Here is a 24,003-nt window from a genome sequence, read left to right on the forward strand (position 1 = left end):
TACTTTTTTACGAATTAATTTTAATATCAGGATTGAAATTCCTAATTTTGCAGACTAATTTTTAAATGTTCTTACAAGGTGGTAAATAGAAGACACATACGCGTTAAAGTAATGCAATCCATTTATGCAATGCACCAAAGCGGTTCTGATAATATGGAAAAAGAAGAAAAATTTCTTTTTTATAGTATTGATAATATTCAGGACTTATATCTTATAATGCTTTCTTCATTGATAGAAATCTGCAAAAAAGAAGCTGTCTTTTTGCATCTTTCAAGTAAAAAACACCTGGCAACTGCCGCAGAACGTAATCCGAATGAAAAGTTTGTAAAGAACAAAATTTTTCAACTTCTTGCCGAAAGCAATTCTCTTAGTATCGCTCTAGAAAATCGTAAAATCAATAACTGGTCATTAAACGATGATTATATCATTTTACTTTTAAATGATGTAAAAGCCAGCGATTTGTACAAAAACTACATGAGTAACAATGTAAATACATTCGAAGAAGACAGACAATTTATTATTGATTTGTTCGAAAATGTTATTGTTCCAAACGAAAAATTATACGAGTATTTAGAAGACGATAAATTGACTTGGGTTGATGATATTCCCGTTGTAAATACGCATATTGTAAAACAATTGAAAGCAATTAAAACAGAAGATCCAGACGATTTTAGAGTGCCGAAATTGTACAAAGATGTTGAAGATAAAGATTTTGCAAAAGACTTATTTCGAAGAACTGTTTTAAATGAAACTGCTTTTGCAAAAGAATACGACGATAAAACTCCAAATTGGGACAGCGAAAGAATTGCCGAAATTGATACAATTATCCTAAAAATGGCAATCTGCGAATTTTTAAAGTTCCCTTCAATTCCAGTAAAAGTAACTCTTAACGAATATTTAGAAATTGCTAAAGAGTATTCTACACCAAAAAGTAGTATTTTTATCAACGGAATTTTAGATAACCTTGTTAAGGAACTTACAGCCAATAAAAAAATGGTGAAAGTAGGAAGAGGGTTGATGTAATGATTTAAATAATCAAAATTTCTAAATTCCAAATTCCAAAGGCTTTGCATCTTGCTAAGTCGAAGAGCTAAAAAGGTATTAATATATAAATCAAAAATAAATTTAAATTATGGGACAATTAACTCAATTTGCGCCATTTCTATTGATGTTCGTGGTAATCTATTTCTTTATGATCAGACCACAACAAAAAAGAGCTAAAAACGAAAAAGAATTTGAAAGCAGCCTAAAAATAGGTGACAGAATAGTTACAAAAAGTGGTTTCCACGGTAAAATTGCAGAATTAGCAGAAACTACAGTTGTAATCGAAACCATGTCTGGAAAATTAAAATTAGAGCGTTCAGCTATTTCTCTTGAATTGAGTGCTGCTTTGAATAAGAAAGCATAAATTTTAAATTACAATATTTTAAATCCCAAATTCTTATAATGGAGTTTGGGATTTTTTTGTTTTTCAAAAATTCACTACAGTTTTGTCATTTCGAACGAAGAGAGAAATCTTCGCAAGGAGCTCCTCAAAGAGTTTAATTCATTTGTATGAAAAATATAGCCAGTGGTTTCAGTCAGGGGAATATGGATTGTGATTATGATTAAGTTCCCGTGGTTGAAACCATGGGCAGTGTTTAGCAGGTGGTGAATGTTCCTAAAAAAAAAAAACCTTTGTCAAAGTTTTAAACTTTGACAAAGGTCTATAATTACTTGGAATTTGGATTTTAAATATTGAAATTTAACTTACCTGTATTTATCATTCAATCCAACATTGTTCAAAATCATCGGAATCACTTTTTCGATTCTCGAAAGTTTCGTTTTTTCTTGTTTTGCTGTTTCAATATATTCTAAAAACTCATATTGTTTATAGGGCGAAAATTTGGCAAATGCTTCTTTTAAAGCTGGATTTTTAACCATTTCTTGATCTAACAATTCCGAAACAATTGCTTCTTTTTTAGAAGGTTTTATAATCTTTCCTTCTTTTTCATTTTCAATAGCTTCAACAATATATTCTAAAATAACAGCTTCGTTTACTGCGTCTTTAGAAGTAAAACGCCATTGCCGTAAAGATTTAGTTTTATCTTCCTGAGCATTTACGAGTTTGTTTTTAGTGTCTTTGAGAAAAACGCCATTGAAAAACCAAATGGCAAAATAATCTTTAAAACCGCCAATTCCGATTACATTTTTTTTGTTATAAACATAAACTGGACCGCCCCATTTTGTGGTTTCAGTTAGTTCTGTTTTGTCGATGATAGTTTTGAGGAGAATCAGTTCTTCTTCCCATTTATCACTGTACTTCCAAATGCCTTTATTATCGGATTGCGATTCCAATTTATTTTTTTGTTTTAGTTTTTTCTGATTTATCAAAAATACCTGGGATTGCAGTAAGTTCAGCAATTTTGACGATTACGTCTGTTGCTTTCTGAATGCTTTCGGCAGGAACATATTCGTATTTTCCGTGGAAGTTGTGTCCGCCCGCAAAAATGTTCGGACAAGGTAATCCCATAAAAGATAATTGCGATCCGTCAGTTCCGCCTCTGATTGGTTTGATGATCGGTTTGATATTTAATTCTTTCATTGCTTTTTCAGCGATATCAACAATATGTTTTACCGGAAGAACCTTTTCTTTCATATTGTAATATTGATCTTTTACCACCGCAATTACGATATCTTCACCAAATTTCTTAGCAAATTTTTTATTGAATTTTTTGGCAATTTTCTCTATAAGCTCTTTTCGCTTTTCGAATTTCTTTTTATTGTGATCACGAATAATCAATTCTAAAACTGTTTCTTCGATATTTCCTTTTATGTGATGAACGTGAAAAAACCCTTCGTAACCTTTTGTTTCTTCTGGGGTTTCTCCTTTTGGAAGTTCATTAATAAATTCATTTGCCAAAAGCATAGAATTAATCATTTTTCCTTTTGCATAACCAGGATGAACACTCTTTCCTTTAAAAGTAATTTTAGCTCCAGCTGCGTTGAAATTTTCATATTCTAATTCGCCAATCTGACTTCCATCCATCGTATAAGCCCATTGTGCTCCGAATTTTTCCACATCAAAATGATGCGCACCGCGTCCAATTTCTTCATCTGGAGTAAAACCAATTCTGATTTTTCCGTGTTTAATTTCTGGATGCTGAATTAGATATTCCATTGCCGAAACAATTTCTGTAATTCCCGCTTTGTCATCGGCACCAAGAAGTGTTGTTCCGTCAGTTGTAATAATGGTTTGTCCTTTATATTGCAGTAAGTCTTTGAAATAATTTGGAGATAAAACAATATTTTTTTCTGCATTCAAAACAATATCTTTTCCATCGTAATTTTCTACGATTTGAGGTTTCACATTGGCACCGCTAAAATCTGGCGAAGTATCAAAGTGAGAAACAAAACCTATTGTTGGAACTTCGTGATCTACGTTGCTTGGCAGCGTTGCCATGATATACGCTTTATCATCAATAGTTACATCTTCAAGTCCGATTGTTTTTAGTTCTTCAACTAATTTATTGGCTAAATTCCACTGCTTTTCAGTACTTGGCGTTGTTTGCGAATTTGGATCTGATTCTGTATCAATTGTTATATAACTAATAAAACGATCTATGATATGTTGCATTTCTTTGATTTTTTAGCAAATATAGAAAATTTTTCTCCTGCATAATTTAGCTTTCCATATCTGAATTAATAAAAAAAGGGATTCTGTGCAGAATCCCTTTCATTTGTTTTTTTAATATTATTTGCTTTTTACGCATCTAAAACCTACGTGGTTTGCGGCAGATCTGATTTCTCCTTTTCCTCTTGTTCCAACCATGTATCGTGTGCAATATTGGTCGGTACATAAAAAAGAACCGCCTCGATGAACTCGTTTAACTTCTGTCGGATCATTTGGATTATTATAAGCATCAGGTCCTTGCGGATTTTTTACTGTTTTGCCACTATCGGCCAATGATTTGTAATAGTCGACACTGTACCAGTCATTTACCCATTCCCATACATTTCCTGCCATATCATATAAGCCATAAGCATTTGGTGCATATTGAGCTGTAGGAGCAATTCCTTTAAATCCGTCTTCTCCAGTATCGCCATCTTTTATAGGGAAATGTCCTTGGTATATATTAGCTTGAAATTTTCCTTTAGGTTTTAAGTCATTTCCCCAAGCATATAGATTACCTGTTTTACCGCCACGAGCTGCAAATTCCCACTCTGCTTCAGTTGGAAGCCTTTTTCCAGCCCACTTTGCATAAGCTGCTGCATCTTCATATACCACATGTACAACAGGATATTTCTCTTTTCCTTTAATTGTGCTTTGAGGACCATCAGGGTGTCTCCAGTCAGCACCAGGTTCGTAACGCCACCATTGCAGAAAATTGTTTAAATTAACAGCAGATGGAGTAGGTGTAAACACAACGGAACCCGTTATAAGATCTTCTTCGCTTGCACCAGGAAATTCTTCTTTAGTTGGTTTTTGCTCCGCAACCGTTACGTAGCCAGTGGCTTTTACAAATTTTTCGAACTCTTCATTGGTGACTTCGGTTTTATCCATATAATATCCATCAACATAAACTCGGTGAATAGGAGCAGCGTCTTTCGTTACACCTTTAATACTGCATAAACTTTCATCTTCAACATTGCTTCCCATTGAGAATTCGCCGCCTGGAATCCAAACCATGCCCTCTGGAGCTTTTCCTGCAGGTTTATCTTTGTTTTCAATAGTTGGCTTAAATGCTGAAGCTTCTGAAGTGTTTGGAATTTCATGACATTCAGCAGCTATATCTTTTTTCGGCAACATTAACTTGGTATAGCTATAAGCAAGTGAAATAATAGAAATTGTCAGCACAGCAAAAATCCAAAAAGTTTTATTTTTCATGGTAAATGATTTTGATCTGATATTGGTTGTCAAATAGATGGGATAAAATTATAAAAATAATTATTAATACTATAGTAATTATATGGGATTAATAAATTATTTGTCTTTTTCAACAAGGACTACTTCGTATTTTTCTTTGCCATCAACTTGAACTGGCTGATAGTAAGTTTCTCCAAATTTGACATATTTTACATCTCCAATCGTAACTTCTTCACCGCCTTCGGGTAAATTATCTACAATTGTCCCTGCTGTTGGAGGTACTACTTTATAAGTACTGCCGTCTTTTTCATAGTAAGTTCCTCCGTAGTAATAATTATTTACCGTTCCGGTATTAACGGTTTGTGCGCCGCTTGGAATATTATTAACAGTTCCGCCGACAGGTGCAGGAACGGCAGTGTAACCTCCGTTAGAAGGTGCATACCAAACTCCTTGATCATAATGATATTGTGAACTTTCGACGCTTACTACTATTGCTGTAACCGCTAAAGTTGCTACAAAAAATCCCCAAGGATGCCATGTTGGACCATAGTAATAAGGTCTGTAAGGATGAAAATAGTATGGATTATAAGCGTGATATCTATAACCGCCATATACGTACGGAGGACGTGCATAAACAACCGTATTTCTTCTCACGACAGTATTTCTATTATTGTTTATGGTAATATCTCTGCTTCGGTCAACATTTCTTGTATTGCCGCTTATGTTTGTATTTCTATTGCCTGAATTTATGGTGTTATTAGAATTACGGTTTGTTGTATTGTTTCTGTTGTTAATCTTAGTATTGGAACTATTAGTAGGTCTTGTAACTTTAGTTCCCGAACCATTAGATCCAGGTCTAGTTACTGCTGGTTTGCTGGTAGAAGGCCTATTTACTGCTGGTCTAGATTGATTTGCAGGTCTTGTTGCCGCCGGTCTTGTCTGTGTGCCTCCGCTGGGTCTGTGTACTCCGCCACCATTTCCTCCAACTCGGCGCTGTGCTATGCTGTCAATAGAAATCAAAAAAAACGATCCAGCTAGACATGTTAGTACAACTTTATGTATTGTTTTATTTATATTTTTCATTTTCAGTATTTTAAGTTAGATAAAGTTATTAAAAAAAAGAATTTGTATGTAAGATTTGAGAAAGTATTTTTAATTTTTGGAAATGAATATTCTTACAATGAAATATCCCATTGTATGCGAAAACGCCAGCCTTGTTCAAGCGGTAAAGTTTTGTCTTCAAAACTAAAATAACTTACTTCAGAAGTCAATTTGTTTTTATGTTCTTTAAAAAACCAGTTAAAAGCCAATGTGGACTCATCTTGTCTATTTTGTCGTATAGAATTATCTGGTCTATAAGCAGCATGTCTTCCTGCCATTTCTAAATGCTTTGGCCACCAGTCGAAAACATTATGAAAGAAATATCCAGCCTGTACATAATATCCTTTTAGTGTCGTAGTATCGTTATTGTTTAATTTATCAATAATTTCTTTGGTATGCCATTCGCTCTGCCAGGAAAAACCACGGTACATAAAAGCCGTCTCTACATTCCATTGATTAACTCTATACTGACCCGGCAAACCATTTTCGTATCCTTCTAAGGAACCTCCGCCAGCTTGAGAAAAACGAGTGTATGGACTTCTATTTGTTATGGCTGAAAAAGCTGCAATTGGTGTAAGTTTATCGTGAAATTCTAAATCACAGCCTTCAAAATCCAAAAATCGACCTAAGAAATTCCATTGTGCTCTTCCAAAATACATTAAATGGCTGTCATCATTTACCGTACTTCCTCGTCCCGTTCCAGTCAAGGCCGCTGCCCAATAATTAAAATCGGCAATACCTTTGCCTTTCAAATGCCCGTAAACTTCGACTCCCAATTGTCTGTCTACTGTAAATGGACGATTAATTAAAGATCGCTCGGCCATTTGCTGTTCGCCGCTGCTAATGAAACGTTCGCGGGTAAATTCGGTTTTCCATTGTCCGACTTTAAAACTCAGCCACTCCCATTTTTCGATCATAATTCTAAAGTCAAGTAAGTTGGACTGACTTAGTTCGTATTCCCAATAGTATTTTAACCAAGGTTCAAAAGCGTGACCGCCAACTTTTAATCTGGCACGATTTATTTTAAAAACCGTCTGCGCATCTTGTGCATAATCATCGTAAGTAACAGGATCTGCATCATAAGGAGTAGAAAAACGAAACTGAAATCTGCTTTGCAATTGAAATAGAAACTTATTATCTCTTGTTTGTAATTCAATTCCTTTTTCGCCATAACGAACATTCATCAGTTTTGTAGTGTCTTTTTCATGCTGTGAAAATCCTTTAAAACCAATTAATAAAAAGAGAATTAATAATATAATGACAGCGTTTCGATTTGTTGGGTTTTCTTTATACATATAGTTGGATTGATTTGTATAAAAGATTCTTAATTGCTTCAAAATTAATTAATAAAAAATCCAGAGCAGGTAGTTTAGGAGATTGAAGTTGTTGCATATTATAACTTGCAACGTTAAAAAATGGAATTTTTGACTTATTTTTTTCCTTATGTTTTGAAGAATGAAACAAAATTGAAATTATTTGTTTTTGGAAAAAAGCACCTTTTTAAACTATAATATTTAAATTTGCACCCAAAATAACAACAACACACTTATGTATAAATTGATAATTCGTCCGATACTTTTCTGGTTTGATCCTGAAGAAGTGCATTACTTTACTTTTTCATTTGTTAAATTCATTTCAAAAATCCCAGGAGTTTCGTCAATTATAAGATCAATTTATGAAGTAAAAGATTCTCGATTAGAAAGAGAAGTTTTCGGAATTAAATTCAAAAATCCCGTTGGACTTGCAGCAGGATTTGACAAAGATGCAAAGTTGTATAAAGAGCTTTCTGATTTTGGTTTTGGTTTTATTGAAATTGGAACCGTTACGCCGGTTGGTCAGGAAGGAAATCCAAAAAAACGTTTGTTTCGCTTGAAAGAAGATAAGGCAATTATTAACCGAATGGGGTTTAATAATGGCGGCGTTTTGGAAGCTGTAGAACGTTTGAAGAAAAATTCTGGTGTTTTGATTGGAGGAAATATTGGAAAAAACAAAGTGACTCCAAACGAAAATGCCGTAGACGATTATATCATTTGTTTTGATGCTTTGTTTGATCATGTAGATTATTTTGTAGTGAATGTAAGTTCGCCAAATACACCAAATTTAAGAGCTTTACAAGACAAAGAACCTTTAACTGCTTTGCTGCAGACTTTGCAAAATAGAAACATTGAAAAGCAGAAAACAAGTACGCAGAAAGTAAAACCAATTTTATTGAAAATTGCTCCAGATCTTACAGATGAGCAGTTGTTAGATATCATAGATATTGTGAAAACTACACAGATTGCAGGAGTAATTGCAACCAATACTACAATTTCAAGAGATGGTTTACAATCTGCAAATCAGTCAGAAATGGGAGGTTTGTCTGGAAAACCATTGACAAAACGCTCTACAGAAGTAATTCGTTTTCTTTCTGAAAAAAGCAATAAAGCATTCCCAATTATTGGAGTAGGCGGCATTCATTCTGCAGATGATGCGATCGAAAAATTAAATGCAGGAGCAAGTTTAGTGCAATTGTATACAGGTTTTATTTATGAAGGTCCAGCGCTGATAAAAGCAATCAATAAAAAAGTTTTAGGGCAGTTGTAAGAGAAGTGCCTGAAGAATTAATCCGGCAATTATTGCGATTCCAAAACTAAGTAAGGTGCCAATCATCACGTATTCGGTGAGCTTGCGGTCTTTAGCTTCTTTTAAATCTCCAAATCTAAAGATAGATTTTGCAGCCAATAAAAATCCGATAGCTTCAAAATGAGCAGTTAGGATAAAACAAAGTATAAATAAACGTTCTAATATACCAATGTAATTTCCTGCATTGGCAAGAGAATTGTCTTGATGACTGTTTTGACTTTCTGGACTCCAAATCGAAATAATAGTTTTTATGAAAATAGAAGTCGGTTTGGTTACCAATAAAATTCCGGTGATTAATATCCAGAATTCATTATTTTGCCAAAAATAGATTAAGCCTTTATTTTCGTAAAGCATTACAACGGCAATTAAAATAATGATATGTGCAATTTGGTCTGCAACAAACCACGTTCGCTTTGTTTTTGCTTTTTGAAAATTGAGTTTAATTAAGTCAATGATACCGTGGGTAACAGCGATTAAAACCGCATAAGGTATAAAACTGACTTCTCCAGCCACAATTGCAGCCAAAACTCCGTGAAGTAAAATATGAACATACAAGTAAATACTTTTATGTTTTTTAATTTCTTTATCGGCTACCCAAGAATTAGGCTGCCAGATAAAATCTCCTAGTAAATGAGCTAAAAGCAGTTTTATAAATAAAATCATGAGGCTGTAATTTGTTTTATTTCTTTTCTAAAATAGCGGTCTAAATTCATAACCAAATCAAACTGAGCGCGTTTTTGTCTTCGGCTTACCGCAGCTTGGTTAATTCCTAGTTTTTGTCCTAATTCTTCTTGAGATAAAGTAGGATTTTCTATCGCGACGGCCACAAATTCTGCCGATTGTACCAGCCAGCTGTCCATAAAAGTTAAGGCTAACTGCAGCATTAAATTTAGTTTTTCGTCAAAACCATTATCTCCCGTTCGAAGCGCTAATGTGACTTTCTGTTTTTTTAAAGTCTCAAAAAGTTCTCCAGAATGTATAAAGGCAGAACCATTACTTTCTGATATTCTTTTGGCATTATGAGTTTTATCTCCAAAACCAATACTCATTCTCGCATCTGATTTTATAGCTCGTAAATGCGCTTTTACCAAAATGGCAGCTAATAAAGCATCTTCTGGATTTGGAATCTCAATTTGAAATTCATCTCCGCGATAAACCTCCCATTTATTGGGTGTTGATCCAAATGGAGCTAAGATGTTTTTTAAATCATCTACCCAATGATCTGATTTTTGCTGTCTTGAGCCAATTATATCGCCTGTAATTACGCTAGTCATAATCAAATATAATTAAAAAATAATAAACTTTGTATTACAAATATAAGTAATAAATCTATTTATTACTGTTTTCCGTAATATTTTAAATTATTACGGTTTTAAGTAATAATTATTTCTATTACGATATTAGGTAATAACTGTATTATCTAAAATTATCTTTTATTTATTTAAAAAAGAAACTAACTTAGCCTTTTACAAATGAGTAAGCTTTGAATAAAGAAATAAAAATTATTGAATGCCCTAGAGATGCTATGCAGGGCATTAGGGATTTTATTCCGACCAAAAATAAAGTATCCTACATACAAGCTTTGCTTAGAGTAGGCTTTAATACTATTGATTTTGGAAGTTTTGTTTCTCCAAAAGCTATTCCGCAGATGCAGGATACTGCCGAGGTTTTAGCGCAGCTTGATTTGTCTCAAACATCAAGTAAACTGCTTTCTATAATTGCCAATACACAGGGAGCGGTTAAAGCATCAGAATATGAGCAGATTCAATATTTAGGATTTCCTTTTTCTATTTCCGAGAATTTCCAGATGCGTAATACACATAAAACGATTACAGAATCTTTGGTTACGCTTGAAGAAATTTTAGAAGTTGCTTCTAAGAAAAACAAAGAAGTAGTCACCTATCTTTCAATGGGTTTTGGAAATCCTTACGGAGATCCTTGGAATGTTGAAATTGTAGGCGAATGGACAGAAAAACTTGCAGGAATGGGAGTAAAGATTCTATCACTTTCAGATACTGTTGGGAGTTCTACGCCAGATGTTATTACGTATTTGTTTTCGCATTTAATCCCGAAATATCCTCAAATAGAATTTGGCGCTCACCTGCATACAACACCAGAAAGCTGGTTTGAGAAAATTGACGCGGCCGCAAAAGCAGGCTGTACTCGTTTTGACGGTGCAATACAAGGTTTTGGAGGCTGTCCGATGGCAACCGATAAATTAACTGGAAATATGCCGACAGAAAAACTGGTTTCCTATTTTACTGCTAATAAGAAAATAACAGGCTTAAACTCTCTAAGTTTTGAAAGCGCTTATAATGAAGCTTCAAAATTGTTTGGAAAGTTTCATTAAAAAATAGTTATTTTTCTTACCTTAGATAATGATTGTAAGCATTAAGCGTTACATTTATTATTATATAATTTTTGTCATGAAATCGAATTCTTCGCGTAAAATTTCAAGCATAATTCTTTTGGCTTTTTTATTTTTTTCCTGTTCAAGTGATTTGGATTTTGATCAGGTAAAAGATTTGAAGTTAGAACCAGTCCTTGTAGCAAACCTTGCATATTTTGATATTCCTGCTAATCAGCTTATAGATGATGGCGGAACTAATGTTGCTTTTGATACCAGAAGCTTTGACGTTTTTAAAGAAAGCTTTTTTACCAATAGGTTGATGAAAGCAGAATTTAATTTCGAAATTGAGAATAATATTGATCGCAGTTTTGTTGTCAATCTGCTCTTGATGAATGACGCTGATGAAATACTAGAAACTATCTCTTACACCGTTCCCTCTTACCAAGGAACAACAAATATTATAAAATATCCAACAGAAGTGTTTGAAAACGAGCGATTAAATCTTTTAAAACAAACCACAAAAATCGGTTTTGTCGTTATAATCGCCGCCGGGCCGCCATTAAATAATGAAAGTTTAGGAAATTTAAAATTGAGATCAAGTGCAACAGCTTATTTAGTGATCGAATGAGAAAAATATATCTGATCTTCTGCATCGTTTTTCAGCTTTCTTGTTTTTCTCAAAATAAAGAACTGCTGTATAATTTCACTTCTATTCCGCAGTCGTCTCTCGTAAATCCTGGAGCCGATGTTTCTTATAAATACTATTTTGGTTTTCCAGTTCTATCTGGAGTTTCTGCCAATGTAGGTTCTAACAGCTTTTCGGCGTATGATTTATTTGCCGATAATGGAGTAGATTTTAATCAAAAAGTTCGAGACGTAATTAATAGATCGTCTAGTAATGATAAAGTAGTAACCAATCAGCAGTTAGAAATATTCTCTGCTGGTTTTAGAGTAGGAGGAAGAGAAAGCCGTTCGTACGTTTCGTTCGGATTGTATCAGGAATTCGATCTTTTCATGTATGTTCCAAAAGACCCTGCTTTATTGGCGTTAAACGGAAATAGAGATTACATCGGCAAATCATTTAATCTGGGAGATATAAATGCCAAAGCTGAGGTTCTTTCTGTGCTTCATATTGGCTATCATAAAAAAGTAAACGATAAATTTGTTTTTGGTGGACGTGCAAAAATCTATTCAAGTGGTGCAAATGCTACTTCTACAAAAAATTCAGGTTACATTTATACAGGACAAGATGCTGGAACTCCAAATTTGTACAATCAAATCATTTCTTCCAATTTAGAATTAAAAACTTCTGGAATTTCTAAATTCACAAAAGATGAATACGAAGGAAACGTAGCCAAAGATATCGCACATAATACTTTCTTTAACGGTAGTTTAGGACTTGGAGTAGATGCTGGAATTACCTATTACATAAAAGACAATTTACAGCTTACTGCAAGTATAATTGATCTGGGTTTTATAAGACAGTCTAAAGATATTGAGACAATTACCTACAAAGGAACCTATCAATACAATGGTGTAAATCCTGATTTTTTAGGTACTGATAATCCAGAAAATGTTTTTGACGAATTTGAAGAAGCTATTCCGAGAGATACACTTTATAATAAATATACAACTTGGCGTCCTACTAAATTTTATTCCTCTATTCAATATTCATTTGGAGAAGCGCGTCCAGATGACGAATGTAATTGCAGAGGGCAAGTCGAAAAATATTATAAAAATGCAGTAGGAGCGCAGCTTTTTGGCATGACAACTCCACGCGAACCTTTAGTTGCTTTGACCGCTTTTTACAGAAGAAATATTTTTAGAAAATTAGATGTAAAAGCCACTTATACTTTTGATACTTTTTCAAATAAAAATATAGGACTCGGACTCGCAGGAACAATTGGTCCAGTCAATATTTATGCTTTGGTGAATAATATTCTCGAATACAAAGATTTGTCCAAAGCTAGAAGCGCGGCATTTCAGATCGGAATCAATTTTGTGTTCCAGGATCGAGAGGATTAATTCAAAAAACTTTCAATTTTTTAAATTCCAAATTCCAATTAGATTGGGATTTGGGATTCAGAAAGATTGGAATTTGGGATTTCAAAAGATTGGAATTTCAAATTATAAATTTGTAAGTCTATTCTTGTAAAGTTAAATTTATGAATAAGTTAGTATTCAAGTTTCCAATTTATTCACTATATTTGCACGCAATTCAACTAGAAATTGCAACATGATAGCACACAACTCCAAGATTATCGGCGAAGGTTTAACTTACGACGATGTATTATTAGTACCTAACTACTCGAATGTGCTTCCCCGCGAAGTGAGTATCAAATCAAAATTCTCAAGAAACATCACATTAAACGTTCCGATTGTATCTGCTGCTATGGATACTGTTACAGAAAGTGCAATGGCAATTGCTATGGCGCAAGAAGGCGGAATAGGTGTTTTACATAAAAATATGACTATCGAACAACAAGCAGGAAAAGTTCGAAAAGTAAAACGTGCTGAAGCAGGAATGATTATCGATCCGGTAACATTACCAATGAACTCTACAATCGCTGACGCTAAAAATGCCATGAAAGAATTCGGAATCGGTGGTATTCCAATCGTTGACGAAAACAAAATCTTAAAAGGAATTGTTACCAATCGTGACTTACGTTTCGAAAAAAATGGGGCAAGACCAATCGCAGAGGTTATGACAAGCCAAAACTTAGTAACTGTTTCTGAAGGAACTTCTTTAGAGCAGGCAGAAGTGGTTTTGCAAGGTCATAAAATCGAAAAATTACCAGTTGTAAACGAGAAAAACGAATTAGTTGGTTTAATTACGTTTAGAGATATTACAAAACTAACTCAAAAACCAATCGCTAACAAAGATTCATTTGGTCGTTTAAGAGTTGCTGCTGCTATTGGAGTTACTGGAGATGCCGTTCAAAGAGCTGAAGCTTTGGTAAATGCCGGTGTAGATGCAATCATTATCGATACAGCGCACGGACATACTGAAGGTGTGGTAAACACATTAAAAGAAGTAAAATCTAAATTCCCTCAAATAGATGTTATTGTTGGAAACATTGCAACACCAGAAGCTGCTAAATATTTAGTAGAAAACGGTGCTGACGGTGTAAAAGTTGGAATCGGTCCTGGTTCTATCTGTACTACACGTATTGTTGCGGGTGTTGGTTTTCCTCAATTCTCAGCAGTTTTGGAAGTTGCTGCAGCTATTAAAGGAACTGGTGTTCCTGTAATTGCTGATGGTGGAATTCGTTATACAGGTGATATTCCTAAAGCAATCGCTGCAGGTGCTGACTGTGTAATGTTGGGTTCATTATTAGCGGGAACAAAAGAATCTCCAGGAGAAACTATTATTTTCGAAGGAAGAAAATTCAAATCTTACCGCGGAATGGGTTCTGTTGAAGCTATGCAGACAGGTTCTAAAGACCGTTATTTTCAAGATGTTGAAGACGATGTTAAGAAATTAGTTCCGGAAGGAATTGTTGGACGTGTTCCTTATAAAGGTGAATTAAACGAAAGTATGCTTCAATTCATTGGAGGTCTTCGTGCTGGAATGGGATACTGTGGTTCAAAAGATATTCCTACTTTACAAGAATCTGGGCGTTTCGTTAGAATTACTTCAAGTGGAATCACTGAAAGTCATCCACATAACGTAACGATCACAAAAGAAGCTCCAAATTATTCTAGATAATTTAAGTTTTGATATAAAAACAAAAGGCGTAAGATTTAGTTCTTACGCCTTTTTTAGTTGTTAATCTTTAAAAACTAAGACCATTCTTTTTTAATTCTTCTAATAATTTTGGAATGCTGCTTGGACCAATTCCATGCCAAGATAAAATTTCTTCTTGACTATACTTAGATAAATCTTCGACCGTATTTATATTTTTACTTTCTAAAGCTCTTCGAGCGGGAGCTGATAAAACAGATAAAAATCCTGATTTCGGTTTTCTTTCCGCTTCGCAGATAGGACAAGTAGGGCAGTCACTCGTTTTGGAATAATGATGCCCTTTTTTGCAAGTTCTATTATTTTCTGAAGCTGTCATTTATTTTTTTAACTAAACTACAAAATTTTAAGGTTAAAACCTGCTGTCTAAAATATCTTGTGCAACAATATCAGAATGCAGTAAATCTTCCATTTTCTTTGTCATACGCTGTGCTTCTAAAGCGTAACCAAACATTTTTTTCTCATAATCAGCAATTGCATCGTCAATTGTTTCGAATCTTCCATCAGTTAGATTTTTAGTTAAATGATAAGCATCAAATAATCCCATATTTACACCTTCGCCAGCAAATGGAGGCATTAAATGCGCTGCGTCGCCGATAAGAGTAATGTTGGAATGTTGTTTCCAAGGCTCTTCTAAAGAAAATAATCTTAAAGGTAAACCTGAAAATTCAGTAGAAGCGTTAAAGAATTTTTTATAATCGTCTCCCCAGTTTTTAAACTTTTCGTTTAAAAAAGAAATCACAGCTTGATCATCTTCGAAATTAATTCCGTGGTTCGAAATCCAATCTTCATCAGCTTTAAAAGAAACTCCAAAATGTATTGATCCGTCTCGCATGGTGTGGGTGTAAAACATTTTTTGTTCTCCCATTGCCATCGCATTTCCGTTACCGTATTTAGGTTTAAACTCTGGATAATCTTCATCTGGATTTGAGATTTCTCCTTGAATGATATAAGTTCCCGAAAGCTGGGGTTCTTGGTCGCTCACAAATTTTCTAGCATTCGATCTTCCTCCGTTTGCCAAAATTACGAAATCAGCGACTGCGGTTTTCCCATTTTTGAATTCTAAAAAATATTGATTTTCAATTTTTTCAATATTAATTAATTGACTGTTCCAGACAACTGTATTTTCTTCAAGATTATCCAGCATTATTTTTCGAAGATCGTTTCGGTCAATTTCTGGGCGTGAAAAAGCATTTGTTTCATCCGGCATTTCGTCTGATGTAATATTTCCGTCAATATCGGCCATTTTCTCGCCAGTCGGTCGGGCATATTTGAGGAATTCCTCCATTAAATCTGCTTTTTGAATTGCAAACTGTCCAGAATCTGAATGTATATCAAGCGTTCCACCCGAAGTTCGAGCCTGAGCATTTATATCTCTTTCGTAAACCGTAACATCCGCACCATTTATTTGTAAAATTCGTGCAGTTGTAAGTCCAACAGGCCCGCCGCCAATAATGGCGATTTTTTTATTTTCTATAATTGAAGTTTTCATTTTATTAAAATTGAATTTAATATGATGTTGAATTTTGAAATAAATTTTGATATTATTAAGGAGTAAGAGCTTTTAAAACTAAATTGAAAGCTTCATTTTTTAAATCATCATTAAAAACAAATGGTTTTCCAGACATCGATTTTCCTTCTCGATGAAGTTCTAAAAGAGAATAGAGAGATCCGTAAGCAATGCTCCAAAACACTTCGAAAGTAACTGGTAGAAGCTCTTTTTTTTCAATTGCTGAAAGCATAAATTGAGACATAGTTTGTTTAAAATCACCTGTAATTTCTGCTAAAATTGCATCTCCATAAGTGGAGTGTTTCAGGAGTTCGAAACAAGTTGCTTCTAAAGTAAAATTGAGCATGAAGTCAATACGATTTTCCCATTGATTTCTCAATCCGTCTTTAAAAGACATTTCTGGAGAAAATCCGTTAAGCATTTTATTGAAGAGATTACTGCCAATTTCAATTCCAATCTTCCGAATCAAATCTTCTTTATCTGAATAGTAAATATAAAGTGTTGCAACAGAAACGCCGCATTCTTTTGCCAAACGGTTCATTCCAAAGCCTTCGACGCCTTGCTTAACAATCATTTCGATTGCTTTCTGTTTTACAATTTCTTCTTTATTGGTATCTCTAGTTCTCATAATTCTAAATTAATTATGATACAAAGATATAAAAAAATAATAAATGAACGATCGCTTATTTATTATTTTTATGGGTGCAGAGGTTCAAAGATGCAGAGGGACTGAGGTTTATTGATGGTTGATAGTTGAAGTTTTATTTTTTATAATATTGAGATCATAAAAAAAAGTCAGCTGAAACGATTAAATATTGTTTCAGCTGACTTTTTTATACTTATAAATATATTATATAGTCTTAGTTGGCTCGGCTTCTCTTAGATTTTGATTTTCTAGAATTTCCTTTAGAAAAGGTTTAACCTGAGTTTCAATATCCGATTCAGATATTTTTAAAGCTTCGGGATCAGAGGCTAATTTTAGCCAAGGTTTTGGTCCGTCAAAATCATAGCTTCCAAAAACTACAACTGGAGTACCTTTTACTTTTACATTTTCTTTGTCTTTTAAAATCCACTCGTCGGCAAATTTGTAAAGATATTTAGCATCTTTCTCTAATAATCTTAGACAAGAATGCGAAGCTGGATAGCCAGGCAGTTCATATTGGTGAAAACCAACTCCAAGTTTATTTTCGATATTAAAATTCCATTTTAAATCCCATTCGTCATTAAATGTACTGGTAGTTTGTTCTGCTTTCCAATTGGTAAAAAATAATCCAGTTGGTGTCGGGTCTTTTTTTCTTCCCATATTGGTTGGGCCTGTATAAACTAATTCGCCATTTTCGTAAGCAGCAAAAGTTTGCGTCGGATATGAAAATAGAATTATTTTTGAAACTTCCTGTAAGGCGGAAACATGCAATGGAAATGGAAGGTAGTATACCAAATCACCAGTAAAATCTCCTGGAATTACAACAGAATCCAATTTTTTAAAGTTAGCTTTATCGGTTCTGTTTAAGGCATAAACAATATCCATTTTGCTGCTGTCGGCTTCGTTAATTTTCAGCCAGTCTTTAGTGTTTTCAACTTTATATGTAATAGCAGATTTGGGTTCTTTATACTCAATTGCTTTTTTAGTGGTTTTATTATTCTCAGTTAAATTGATTGTATCGCTTTTTTTGCAAGAAACTGCTAAAGTCAAAATCAAAATAAGTAACGCGTTTGCTGTGTAATATAACTTTTTCATAGGTTGTATTTTTATGAATGTAAAGTTATAAATGTGATAGCTGAAAAGGGTTACATAATTTTTTGAATTGTTTGTTTGATTTACATTTGAATAAATTTTACTTTCTTTTTGAGCGTGCTTTATTAATTTTTTAAAATTAGGGCGTTATTTCATCTATAAGAAAATCGGAAACATCCTTAGTCCACTCGACTTTGTTTTTTATTAAATAATTTTCATGACCTGTTTTTGGATAAATAGCTAGTTTTTTTACTCCTTGAAGGTTTTTATAAATTTCATTTATCTCTTTTTTGCTTACGCTTTTATCATTTTCGCCGTAAAGCAGTAATGTTGGGCATGATATATTTTTGGCATATTCAGTTGGATTGTGGCTAAATCCCCAAAAGCCATTTTGAATTCCGCCCCAAAAAAGTAGAATTCCTGCCATCGGGAAAGTTGGAGCGTTCATTTTTTTAAATCTTGCGCAAACAGTCTGATACATTGAACCAAATGGACACTCAATAATAATTGCGTTTGGTTTGATTTTATATTCATTAATACATTTCATTATAGAAACAGCTCCCATTGAAGTTCCAAATAGAATTACATTATTCTCGCCAGATTGTTTTACACAATCGAAGATAGTTTTCACTTGTTCTGCTTCTTTGTAGCCAATTGTGGTCTGATTTCCTTCTGAGTTCCCACTTCCCATAAAATCGACAAGCATAGTACTAAAACCTAATTTTATAAATTCATTAGATCTATCAATCATTGAGGATTTTTCTGATCCATATCCATGAAAGAGAATAACTGTTCCTTTAGATTTTTGATTTTTAATCAGCCAACATTCGATCCTTTTATTACTTTTTATTTGTAAAGTGTGGAATTTTTGGCTGGGAAATCTTTTGTTTTTTGGTTTCGGATTATTCACTCCAAAAAATAATGTTTTTGCTTTTTCTAGCGTGGTTAGTTTATTTGGAGTTTTTGTCTTTTCAGAAGTACTAGCACTAAAATGAGTAAACTTATACGCATGAAAAAATGCTATAATATTAATGACAAGAAAAGATATAATGAATATTTTAATATATTTCTGCTTAATAGATAATGTCATTTGTTGCTTGCGGGATTAAATTTACTATTAACTAATTTTTGAATTAAAATACTCAAAAAAATTAAACTAAACCTTTTATTTTAGCATGTTGTAAAAGCAAAATAGTCTTAGCATCTGTAATTTCTCCAGATTCAATCATTTTGTAAGCTTCATCAAAAGTATATTCTAAAACTTCAATATTTTCCTGTTCGGCATCTAATCCTCCTCCAGAACTTACTTTCATGCTTTCGTCATATTCTCCAACGAAAAGATATAAAATCTCAGTTACAGATCCTGGAGACATATAAGTTTCGATCACTTTTTGGATTTTTTTTAAGCGATATCCTGTTTCTTCTTCTGTTTCACGAATTATAGCTTGTTCAGCATTATCTTTATCCAAAAGTCCTGCGCAAACTTCGATCATCATTCCGGTTTTGTTTCCGTTAAGATAAGTTGGTAAACGAAATTGTCTGGTTAGTATAACTGTTTTTTTAGCAGAATTATATAATAAGATACCAGCGCCATTGCCGCGGTCATATACTTCTCGTATGTGCGATTCTACTTTTTCATTTTCTTTTTTATAGTTAAAAGTAACTTTATTTAATACATACCAGTTATCTGATAATAACTTGGTTTCGGTAATCTCAATTTCTGGATTTTTTCTCATGTCAGTAATATTCAAAAAAAACGCTCTGATTATCAGAGCGTTTAAATGTATTATTTTGTTATTGTTTGTTTTCTATCTGGTCCAACCGATACAATTTTGATTGGTACTTCAATTTCTTTTTCAATAAACTCAATATATTCTTTTAGCTCAACAGGCAATTGATCGTAAGTTGTAAGTCCTGTTAAATCTTGTTTCCATCCTTTAAACTCTTTGTAAACCGGAGTAACGTTTTCTGGTTCAATGTTATAAGGAAAATGCGAGATGTTTTGTCCTTTGTAGTTGTATTCAGTACAAACTTTTAAAGTTTCAAAACCAGAAAGAACATCACCCTTCATCATCATTAACTGAGTAACTCCATTTACTTGTACAGCATATTTTAAAGCAACAAGATCTAACCATCCGCAACGTCTTTGTCTTCCTGTTACAGATCCAAATTCGTTACCAACTCTTGCCATTGTAGCACCAACTTCGTCAAAAAGTTCAGTTGGGAAAGGTCCGCTTCCTACACGTGTAACGTAAGCTTTGAAAATTCCGTAAACCTCTTTGATTTTGTTAGGAGCAATTCCTAAACCTGTACAAGCTCCAGCTGCAGTAGTGTTTGATGAAGTTACGAAAGGATAAGTTCCGAAATCAACATCTAATAAAGATCCCTGGGCACCTTCACAAAGAATAGATTTACCTGCTTTTTGAGCTTGGTGCATGTATTCTTCACTGTCAATAAAGTCTAACTTTTTAAGTTCTTCAATAGCTTCGAAGAATTCTTTTTCAAGTTCAGCTAAATTATATTGAATATTAACATCGTAAAAAGCAATCATAGCTTCATGTTTGTCTGCTAATGCTCTGTAACGATCTTTGAAGTCTTCTAATTCGATATCTCCAACACGTAGACCATTTCTACCAGTTTTGTCCATGTAAGTTGGTCCAATACCTTTAAGTGTAGAACCAATTTTTGCCTTTCCTTTTGATGCTTCAGAAGCAGCGTCAAGCAAACGGTGTGTTGGTAAAATTAAATGCGCTTTTCTAGAAATGATCAATTTACTTTTGATGTCAAGGTTGAATTTCTCTAAACCTTCAATTTCTTTTTGAAAAACTACTGGATCAATTACAACACCATTTCCGATGATATTTACTGAATTTTTATGAAAAATTCCAGAAGGAATTGTTCTAAGTACGTGTTTAATTCCGTCAAATTCTAATGTATGTCCTGCATTTGGTCCTCCTTGGAAACGTGCAATAATATCGTAATTTGAGGTAAGTACGTCAACAATTTTTCCTTTACCTTCATCTCCCCATTGTAATCCTAGTAATAAATCTACGGTCATTCTGTTTTAATTTGCGTTGAGGCAATCTAAGTTGCCCTACTGATTATGTAGTTAATTTTTTCTTTTTTTTATTTTTTTTGAAAAGTCTAATTTTACAGACTATGAATTTGAGCTTTGCTTTTTGTTTCCGTAGAAATAAAGTGAGTGATTCGTGATTTCAATATCAAATATTTCTTCGATTGTTTTTTTGATGGTTTGAATTCTTGGATCACAAAATTCAATTACCTCTCCAGAATCAGTCATGATAATGTGATCGTGCTGTTTGTCGAAATATGATTTTTCGTAGTAAGCTTGATTTTGTCCAAATTGATGTTTTCTAACCAAAGCGCAGTCTAACAATAACTCAATCGTGTTGTACAAAGTAGCTCTACTCACACGATAGTTTTTGTTTTTCATTTTGATATACAAATTTTCGATGTCAAAATGTTCCTCGCTGTCGTAAATTTCCTGAAGTATAGCATAACGCTCAGGAGTTTTGCGATGCCCTTTTTGTTCAAGATACATTGTAAAAACGTTTTTTACAATTTCTTGATTTCTAGTGTTGTCAGTTGAAATGAGTGTCATATCCGGCAAAGATAAATTTTTATTTTTAATCAATAAAAGTTTCGGGTTTAAAGTTTAGTTATAAAACCCTTATAGATAGGTTAAAAAGTTAGGTTCTGTATTCTCTGGTAACTTTATCAACTCCGTCAATTTTCTTAATTGCATTAATCATTTTCTTCAAAATGGTATTATTTTTTACAATTACCGCAATCTGACCGTGAAAAATTCCTGCATCTGTACTCAGTGAAATACTTTGGATATTCACACTCATATTGTTCGAAATTACCCTTGTCAATTGGTTGGTAAGTCCTAAAACATCCATTCCGGTAATATTGATAATCGCTTTGAATTCCTCTTGCGAAGAGTCAATCCATTTGGCGCTCATGATTCGGTAAGCGTAATTAGACTGCATTCCAATTGCATTTGGGCAATCTTTTTTATGTACTTTAATTCCTTCGTTAATAGTCACAAAACCAAAAACATCGTCACCTGGAATAGGGTTGCAGCATTGCGAAAGTTTGTAATCGAGTTTGTCGTGTTCAGTTCCGAAAACCAGCATGTCGTAATTACTGCTGATAACTGGTTTATGAATATCCTCAGCTGCAGTTGTATCTTTATTTCTTTTGATTTTATTTTTAAAGAAATTGATAAACGAATTGCTTTTCTGAGCGGCATAATCTTTTAACTGCTGATTTTCAATCGCGCCGATTCCGACTCTGTAAAATAAATCTAAACTTGTTTTTAGTTTGAAGAAGTTAACTAACTCGTTTGTAACCTGTTCATTAAAAGTAATTTTTAAATGTTTTAGTTTTCTAACAAGCAATTCTTTTCCTTCTTCTGCGATCTTTTTAGTGTTCTCGTTTAGAACGTTTTTGATCTTATTTTTTGCTCTAGAAGTCGTTACGTATTCCAGCCAGTTTACTGTTGGTTTCTGATTTGGAGAAGTAATTACTTCAACCTGATCCCCACTTTTAAGTTCGTAGTTTAAAGGAACTAATCTTCCGTTTACGCGCGTTCCTCGAGTTTTAATTCCAATTTCAGAGTGAATACTGAAAGCAAAATCCAATGAAGTCGCTCCTTTAGGCAGTGATTTGATTTCTCCTTTTGGCGTAAAAATGAAAATTTCTTTTGAATATAAATTCATTTTGAAATCTTCTACAAAATCTACGGCATTGGTTTCAGGATTTTCTAATGCTTCTCTCAACAGATTCAGCCAAACATCTAAACCACTTTCTTCTGTTGCTCCATTTTTATATTTATAATGAGCAGCATATCCTTTTTCAGCAATTTCGTCCATACGTTCGCTTCGAACCTGAACTTCGACCCAGCGTCCTTTCGGGCCCATTACTGTAATGTGAAGTGCTTCGTAACCAGTAGATTTTGGAGACGAAATCCAATCACGCAAACGGCTCGGACTCGGTCTGTAATGATCCGTTACGATTGAATATATTTTCCATGCCACAAATTTTTCATCGTGTGCATCAGATTTATAAACGATTCTAAGTGCAAATTTGTCGTAAACTTCATCAAAACTAACATTTTGCGCACGCATTTTTCTACGGATAGAATAAATGGATTTTGGTCGGCCTTTGATGATATAATCAATGCCTTCATTGTCTAGCGATTTCTTTAAAACATCAGAAATATCTTTGATGTAAGCATCTTGTTCTTCCTTGGTTTCACGAATTTTACTGACAATATCATTGTAAACAGCTGGTTCGGTATATTTTAAACCTAAATCTTCAAGTTTGGTTTTAATATTATAAAGTCCCAAACGGTGGGCTAAAGGAGCATAAATATATAAAGTTTCAGATGCGATTTTGGTCTGTTTATATTCCGCCATCGAATCCATTGTCTGCATATTATGAAGACGATCGGCCAATTTGATCAGAATAACGCGGACATCATCATTCAATGTCAGAATCATTTTTCTGAAATTTTCAGCCTGCATTGAAGCATTCAAATCTTTTTGAACTAGCGAAATCTTAGTAAGGCCTTCAACCAATTGCGCTACTTTCGGATTAAATAATCGCTCAATATCTTCAACCGTAATTGGAGTATCTTCTACAACATCATGAAGTAAAGCCGCGGCAATAGAAGTCGCTCCCAGACCAATTTCTGAGGCAACAATTTTTGCAACTGCAATAGGATGAAAGATATACGCTTCTCCCGATTTGCGTCTCTGCTCTTTGTGGGCATCAACAGCAACATCAAAAGCTTTTCGAATTAATTTTTTATCAGCTGGGCTTAAAGTTTGGTAACTTATTCGAAGTAATTCCTTGTATTCCTGCGCAATAGCTTTATTTTCTTTTTCAATATCTATTTCTGTCATAACGGCATAGTTCAAGTACTAAAAATAAGAATTAGTTTCTATATACACAAGGTTTTGCGGTTGTAGATTTTAGTCCCGAAGTTTCGGGAAAGATTGTAGATTTTTGAAGGGTAAAATTCCCAAATTTTTTAACTCCCAAATTCCAAAAAGGAGCGAAGCAGCTT

At 33.8% G+C, this 24,003-nt stretch carries 23 protein-coding genes; 7 read left to right on the forward strand and 16 right to left on the reverse strand.

Annotated features, from left to right (window positions below; genetic code table 11):
* Window positions 1-111: 111 nt before the first annotated feature.
* Both nusB and yajC read left to right on the forward strand, forming a co-directional pair.
* The gene (gene nusB, locus HYN86_RS10320; protein ID WP_113679906.1) at window positions 112-1,023 is read left to right on the forward strand and encodes a transcription antitermination factor NusB; all 912 of its coding nucleotides are present in this window, start codon (window positions 112-114) and stop codon (window positions 1,021-1,023) included.
* 109 nt (window positions 1,024-1,132) lie between these two features.
* The gene (gene yajC, locus HYN86_RS10325) at window positions 1,133-1,408 is read left to right on the forward strand and encodes a preprotein translocase subunit YajC (RefSeq protein ID WP_113677948.1); all 276 of its coding nucleotides are present in this window, start codon (window positions 1,133-1,135) and stop codon (window positions 1,406-1,408) included.
* 341 nt (window positions 1,409-1,749) lie between these two features.
* On the opposite strand, the gene HYN86_RS10330 is transcribed toward yajC, so the two are convergent.
* The 5 genes from HYN86_RS10330 to HYN86_RS10350 all read right to left on the reverse strand — a co-directional run bounded on the left by HYN86_RS10330 (window position 1,750) and on the right by HYN86_RS10350 (window position 7,242).
* Entirely contained in the window at window positions 1,750-2,337 is a 588-nt protein-coding gene (locus HYN86_RS10330) for a YdeI/OmpD-associated family protein (protein ID WP_113679907.1), read from the reverse strand.
* Between the two features lies 1 nt (window position 2,338).
* Window positions 2,339-3,616: a peptidase T gene (gene pepT / locus HYN86_RS10335; protein ID WP_113677949.1), complete on the reverse strand. Its 1,278-nt coding sequence runs from the start codon at window positions 3,614-3,616 to the stop codon at window positions 2,339-2,341.
* Window positions 3,617-3,733: 117 nt separating this feature from the next.
* Window positions 3,734-4,867 (reverse strand): formylglycine-generating enzyme family protein, encoded by a 1,134-nt coding sequence (locus HYN86_RS10340; protein ID WP_113677950.1) that lies wholly within the window; start codon window positions 4,865-4,867, stop codon window positions 3,734-3,736.
* 96 nt (window positions 4,868-4,963) lie between these two features.
* On the reverse strand, window positions 4,964-5,929 hold the full coding sequence (locus HYN86_RS10345; protein WP_113677951.1) for a DUF6515 family protein: 966 nt from the start codon (window positions 5,927-5,929) through the stop codon (window positions 4,964-4,966).
* Window positions 5,930-6,021: 92 nt separating this feature from the next.
* Window positions 6,022-7,242, reverse strand: coding sequence for an OprO/OprP family phosphate-selective porin (locus HYN86_RS10350; RefSeq protein WP_113677952.1), 1,221 nt, complete (start codon window positions 7,240-7,242; stop codon window positions 6,022-6,024).
* A gap of 253 nt (window positions 7,243-7,495) precedes the next feature.
* Here HYN86_RS10350 and HYN86_RS10355 point away from each other — a divergent pair, with 253 nt between their 5' ends.
* Window positions 7,496-8,530, forward strand: a complete 1,035-nt coding sequence (locus HYN86_RS10355; RefSeq protein WP_113677953.1) for a quinone-dependent dihydroorotate dehydrogenase — start codon at window positions 7,496-7,498, stop codon at window positions 8,528-8,530.
* Here HYN86_RS10355 and HYN86_RS10360 read toward each other — a convergent pair.
* The gene (locus HYN86_RS10360) at window positions 8,516-9,232 is read right to left on the reverse strand and encodes a DUF3307 domain-containing protein (protein ID WP_113677954.1); all 717 of its coding nucleotides are present in this window, start codon (window positions 9,230-9,232) and stop codon (window positions 8,516-8,518) included. The genes HYN86_RS10355 and HYN86_RS10360 overlap by 15 nt on opposite strands.
* Window positions 9,229-9,843 (reverse strand): hypothetical protein, encoded by a 615-nt coding sequence (locus HYN86_RS10365; RefSeq protein ID WP_113677955.1) that lies wholly within the window; start codon window positions 9,841-9,843, stop codon window positions 9,229-9,231. Before HYN86_RS10365 ends, HYN86_RS10360 begins: the two co-directional genes overlap by 4 nt.
* A 209-nt stretch (window positions 9,844-10,052) precedes the next feature.
* Between HYN86_RS10365 and HYN86_RS10370 the strand changes: the two genes are divergently transcribed.
* The 4 genes from HYN86_RS10370 to guaB all read left to right on the forward strand — a co-directional run bounded on the left by HYN86_RS10370 (window position 10,053) and on the right by guaB (window position 14,628).
* On the forward strand, window positions 10,053-10,919 hold the full coding sequence (locus HYN86_RS10370) for a beta/alpha barrel domain-containing protein (RefSeq protein WP_113677956.1): 867 nt from the start codon (window positions 10,053-10,055) through the stop codon (window positions 10,917-10,919).
* Window positions 10,920-10,995: 76 nt separating this feature from the next.
* Window positions 10,996-11,547 (forward strand): hypothetical protein, encoded by a 552-nt coding sequence (locus tag HYN86_RS10375; RefSeq protein WP_113677957.1) that lies wholly within the window; start codon window positions 10,996-10,998, stop codon window positions 11,545-11,547.
* Window positions 11,544-12,944 (forward strand): DUF5723 family protein, encoded by a 1,401-nt coding sequence (locus HYN86_RS10380; protein ID WP_113677958.1) that lies wholly within the window; start codon window positions 11,544-11,546, stop codon window positions 12,942-12,944. Before HYN86_RS10375 ends, HYN86_RS10380 begins: the two co-directional genes overlap by 4 nt.
* Before the next feature lie 211 nt (window positions 12,945-13,155).
* Window positions 13,156-14,628, forward strand: a complete 1,473-nt coding sequence (gene guaB, locus HYN86_RS10385) for an IMP dehydrogenase (protein ID WP_057119143.1) — start codon at window positions 13,156-13,158, stop codon at window positions 14,626-14,628.
* Window positions 14,629-14,695: 67 nt separating this feature from the next.
* Here guaB and HYN86_RS10390 read toward each other — a convergent pair whose 3' ends face one another.
* The 9 genes from HYN86_RS10390 to HYN86_RS10430 all read right to left on the reverse strand — a co-directional run bounded on the left by HYN86_RS10390 (window position 14,696) and on the right by HYN86_RS10430 (window position 23,839).
* On the reverse strand, window positions 14,696-14,980 hold the full coding sequence (locus HYN86_RS10390) for an RNA polymerase alpha subunit C-terminal domain-containing protein (protein ID WP_113677959.1): 285 nt from the start codon (window positions 14,978-14,980) through the stop codon (window positions 14,696-14,698).
* A 33-nt stretch (window positions 14,981-15,013) separates the two neighbouring features.
* Window positions 15,014-16,153 (reverse strand): FAD-dependent oxidoreductase, encoded by a 1,140-nt coding sequence (locus tag HYN86_RS10395; protein ID WP_113677960.1) that lies wholly within the window; start codon window positions 16,151-16,153, stop codon window positions 15,014-15,016.
* 55 nt (window positions 16,154-16,208) lie between these two features.
* Complete coding sequence (locus HYN86_RS10400) at window positions 16,209-16,799, reverse strand: TetR/AcrR family transcriptional regulator (protein WP_113677961.1); 591 nt, start codon at window positions 16,797-16,799, stop codon at window positions 16,209-16,211.
* A gap of 222 nt (window positions 16,800-17,021) precedes the next feature.
* Window positions 17,022-17,909, reverse strand: coding sequence for a L,D-transpeptidase (locus HYN86_RS10405; RefSeq protein ID WP_113677962.1), 888 nt, complete (start codon window positions 17,907-17,909; stop codon window positions 17,022-17,024).
* 136 nt (window positions 17,910-18,045) lie between these two features.
* Window positions 18,046-18,996, reverse strand: a complete 951-nt coding sequence (locus tag HYN86_RS21290; protein WP_113677963.1) for an alpha/beta hydrolase — start codon at window positions 18,994-18,996, stop codon at window positions 18,046-18,048.
* A 61-nt stretch (window positions 18,997-19,057) separates the two neighbouring features.
* Window positions 19,058-19,642: an NUDIX domain-containing protein gene (locus tag HYN86_RS10415; RefSeq protein ID WP_113677964.1), complete on the reverse strand. Its 585-nt coding sequence runs from the start codon at window positions 19,640-19,642 to the stop codon at window positions 19,058-19,060.
* A gap of 50 nt (window positions 19,643-19,692) precedes the next feature.
* Window positions 19,693-20,964 (reverse strand): adenylosuccinate synthase, encoded by a 1,272-nt coding sequence (locus HYN86_RS10420; RefSeq protein ID WP_113677965.1) that lies wholly within the window; start codon window positions 20,962-20,964, stop codon window positions 19,693-19,695.
* Between the two features lie 99 nt (window positions 20,965-21,063).
* Complete coding sequence (locus HYN86_RS10425; RefSeq protein ID WP_113677966.1) at window positions 21,064-21,528, reverse strand: Fur family transcriptional regulator; 465 nt, start codon at window positions 21,526-21,528, stop codon at window positions 21,064-21,066.
* Between the two features lie 88 nt (window positions 21,529-21,616).
* On the reverse strand, window positions 21,617-23,839 hold the full coding sequence (locus tag HYN86_RS10430) for a RelA/SpoT family protein (RefSeq protein WP_113677967.1): 2,223 nt from the start codon (window positions 23,837-23,839) through the stop codon (window positions 21,617-21,619).
* Window positions 23,840-24,003 lie beyond the last annotated feature (164 nt).

The sequence above is a fragment of the Flavobacterium fluviale genome, assembly GCF_003312915.1.
GTDB lineage: Bacteria > Bacteroidota > Bacteroidia > Flavobacteriales > Flavobacteriaceae > Flavobacterium > Flavobacterium fluviale.

What these genes read in the sequence shown, in the direction of transcription:
- HYN86_RS10380 (WP_113677958.1), top strand. Translation starts at nt 11,544, where the DNA reads ATGAGAAAAATATATCTGATCTTCTGCATCGTTTTTCAGCTTTCTTGT.
- HYN86_RS10405 (WP_113677962.1), bottom strand. Translation starts at nt 17,909, where the DNA reads ATGAAAAAGTTATATTACACAGCAAACGCGTTACTTATTTTGATTTTG.
- yajC (WP_113677948.1), top strand. Translation starts at nt 1,133, where the DNA reads ATGGGACAATTAACTCAATTTGCGCCATTTCTATTGATGTTCGTGGTA.
- HYN86_RS10360 (WP_113677954.1), bottom strand. Translation starts at nt 9,232, where the DNA reads ATGATTTTATTTATAAAACTGCTTTTAGCTCATTTACTAGGAGATTTT.
- HYN86_RS10355 (WP_113677953.1), top strand. Translation starts at nt 7,496, where the DNA reads ATGTATAAATTGATAATTCGTCCGATACTTTTCTGGTTTGATCCTGAA.
- HYN86_RS10390 (WP_113677959.1), bottom strand. Translation starts at nt 14,980, where the DNA reads ATGACAGCTTCAGAAAATAATAGAACTTGCAAAAAAGGGCATCATTAT.
- HYN86_RS10400 (WP_113677961.1), bottom strand. Translation starts at nt 16,799, where the DNA reads ATGAGAACTAGAGATACCAATAAAGAAGAAATTGTAAAACAGAAAGCA.
- HYN86_RS10375 (WP_113677957.1), top strand. Translation starts at nt 10,996, where the DNA reads ATGAAATCGAATTCTTCGCGTAAAATTTCAAGCATAATTCTTTTGGCT.
- HYN86_RS21290 (WP_113677963.1), bottom strand. Translation starts at nt 18,996, where the DNA reads ATGACATTATCTATTAAGCAGAAATATATTAAAATATTCATTATATCT.
- HYN86_RS10345 (WP_113677951.1), bottom strand. Translation starts at nt 5,929, where the DNA reads ATGAAAAATATAAATAAAACAATACATAAAGTTGTACTAACATGTCTA.
- HYN86_RS10365 (WP_113677955.1), bottom strand. Translation starts at nt 9,843, where the DNA reads ATGACTAGCGTAATTACAGGCGATATAATTGGCTCAAGACAGCAAAAA.
- HYN86_RS10425 (WP_113677966.1), bottom strand. Translation starts at nt 21,528, where the DNA reads ATGACACTCATTTCAACTGACAACACTAGAAATCAAGAAATTGTAAAA.
- HYN86_RS10395 (WP_113677960.1), bottom strand. Translation starts at nt 16,153, where the DNA reads ATGAAAACTTCAATTATAGAAAATAAAAAAATCGCCATTATTGGCGGC.
- guaB (WP_057119143.1), top strand. Translation starts at nt 13,156, where the DNA reads ATGATAGCACACAACTCCAAGATTATCGGCGAAGGTTTAACTTACGAC.
- nusB (WP_113679906.1), top strand. Translation starts at nt 112, where the DNA reads ATGCAATCCATTTATGCAATGCACCAAAGCGGTTCTGATAATATGGAA.
- HYN86_RS10430 (WP_113677967.1), bottom strand. Translation starts at nt 23,839, where the DNA reads ATGACAGAAATAGATATTGAAAAAGAAAATAAAGCTATTGCGCAGGAA.
- HYN86_RS10420 (WP_113677965.1), bottom strand. Translation starts at nt 20,964, where the DNA reads ATGACCGTAGATTTATTACTAGGATTACAATGGGGAGATGAAGGTAAA.
- HYN86_RS10350 (WP_113677952.1), bottom strand. Translation starts at nt 7,242, where the DNA reads ATGTATAAAGAAAACCCAACAAATCGAAACGCTGTCATTATATTATTA.
- HYN86_RS10340 (WP_113677950.1), bottom strand. Translation starts at nt 4,867, where the DNA reads ATGAAAAATAAAACTTTTTGGATTTTTGCTGTGCTGACAATTTCTATT.
- HYN86_RS10415 (WP_113677964.1), bottom strand. Translation starts at nt 19,642, where the DNA reads ATGAGAAAAAATCCAGAAATTGAGATTACCGAAACCAAGTTATTATCA.
- pepT (WP_113677949.1), bottom strand. Translation starts at nt 3,616, where the DNA reads ATGCAACATATCATAGATCGTTTTATTAGTTATATAACAATTGATACA.